Origin of the sequence: Mycobacterium sp. NAZ190054 (assembly GCF_001545925.1) — a bacterium.
GTDB lineage: Bacteria > Actinomycetota > Actinomycetes > Mycobacteriales > Mycobacteriaceae > Mycobacterium.
In genome coordinates this window covers 1-1,299 of the sequence record NZ_LMVQ01000460.1, presented here as the reverse complement: position 1 = coordinate 1,299, position 1,299 = coordinate 1, and the positions used below count along the sequence as shown (strand labels likewise).

Here is a 1,299-nt window from a genome sequence, read left to right as displayed (position 1 = left end):
TTCGTCGCCCGCAGCCACCTGGTCCCCGCGGTGACGGCGCAGGCGCTGGTCGCGATGGTGGTGCTGCTGCCGCACGCGGTGTGGCACTAATCGACGCTGTCGTTCCTCGGCGTCGGCCTGTCACCGGACCGTGCCAGCGCGGTCGCGATGAGCGCCACCGCGGGCACGGCCAGGGTCCACCACGCACCGGTGAGCACATCGCCGCGGGCCTCGCTGAGCAGCGTGCCGAGGCTGGCACGGTCCGGTGACAGGCCGACGCCGAGGAACGACAGCGTCGATTCGTGCCACACCGCGTGCGGCAGCAGCACCACCATCGCGACCAGCGCCTGCGCCGTCACCGCGGGGACCAGGTGGCTGCGGGCGACGAACCACCGCGAGGCGCCCGCCAACCGGGAGCTCTCCACCCAGCCCGCCTCGCTGACCGCGAGCAGTTCGGCGCGCACCACCCGCGCCACGGCGGGCCAGTGCGTCAACGCGATCGACGCGATGATGGCCAGCGGCGCACCCCGCCACATCGCGGCGATGACGATGCCGACCACCAGGTGCGGCAGCGCGTTGACGCCGTCGACGAGCCGCATCACCACCGCATCGAGCCACCCGCCGACCAGTGCCGCGGTGACGCCGATCGCCAGGCCCAGGACGGTGGCCGCGACGGCGCAGACCGCGGCGATCAGCAGCGACACCCGCAGCCCTTCGGCGGTGCGGGTGAGCAGGTCGTACCCCGAATGGTCGGTACCCGCGGGGTGTTCGGGGGTCGGCGGCTGCAACGCGGCGGCGAAGTCGGCGACCTGGTCGCCGGCCAGCAGCGGGATCCCCACCGCGGCGGCGACGATGACGGCCAGCACGATCCAGGGTGCGTCCAGCTTCATGCGGCCATCCGGATCCGCGGGTCGATCGCGACCGCCGCCGCATCGGACAGCGCCGACCCCGCCAGCACCGCGACCGCCGCCGCGACGGTCAGCGCGGCGAGCAGCGGGAAATCGAGGGCGGCCGCGGAGTCCACCAGCACGGCCGCCATTCCCGGCCAGCCGAACACGGTCTCGACGATCGCCGCGCCGGCGATCACCTCCGGCAGCCGGGTGCCCAGCAGCGCCAGCGTGGGAAGTACCGAGACCGGCGCGATGTGCCCGCGCAGCAGCGCCCAGCCGTGCACGCCGCGGGACCGGGCGCCGCCTACACGGTCGACGGCGTGCTGCGGCACGGCGTCCTGCCGTGGATCGCGTTGACGGTGTCGATGACGCCGTGGCTGCTGCTCACCACGCGTGCCGCGGTGGCGGCGAGCGTCGACTCCGACGCGGT

At 74.4% G+C, this 1,299-nt stretch carries 1 protein-coding gene and 2 pseudogenes; 1 reads left to right on the top strand and 2 read right to left on the bottom strand.

The features are described from left to right. A pseudogene (locus tag ASJ79_RS33460) lies at positions 1 to 87 on the top strand (ABC transporter permease); the annotation flags it as partial. Here the strand turns inward: ASJ79_RS33460 and ASJ79_RS24250 are convergent. Both ASJ79_RS24250 and ASJ79_RS24245 read right to left on the bottom strand, forming a co-directional pair. After that, positions 87 to 869, bottom strand: a complete 783-nt coding sequence (locus ASJ79_RS24250; protein WP_067960989.1) for an ABC transporter permease — start codon at positions 867 to 869, stop codon at positions 87 to 89. The pseudogene ASJ79_RS33460 and the gene ASJ79_RS24250 overlap by 1 nt on opposite strands. Then, positions 866 to 1,189, bottom strand: a pseudogene (locus tag ASJ79_RS24245) (ABC transporter permease subunit); the annotation flags it as partial. The pseudogene ASJ79_RS24245 and the gene ASJ79_RS24250, both read right to left, overlap by 4 nt. Positions 1,190 to 1,299: the final 110 nt, after the last annotated feature.

What these genes read in the sequence shown, in the direction of transcription:
- ASJ79_RS24250 (WP_067960989.1), bottom strand. Translation starts at nt 869, where the DNA reads ATGAAGCTGGACGCACCCTGGATCGTGCTGGCCGTCATCGTCGCCGCC.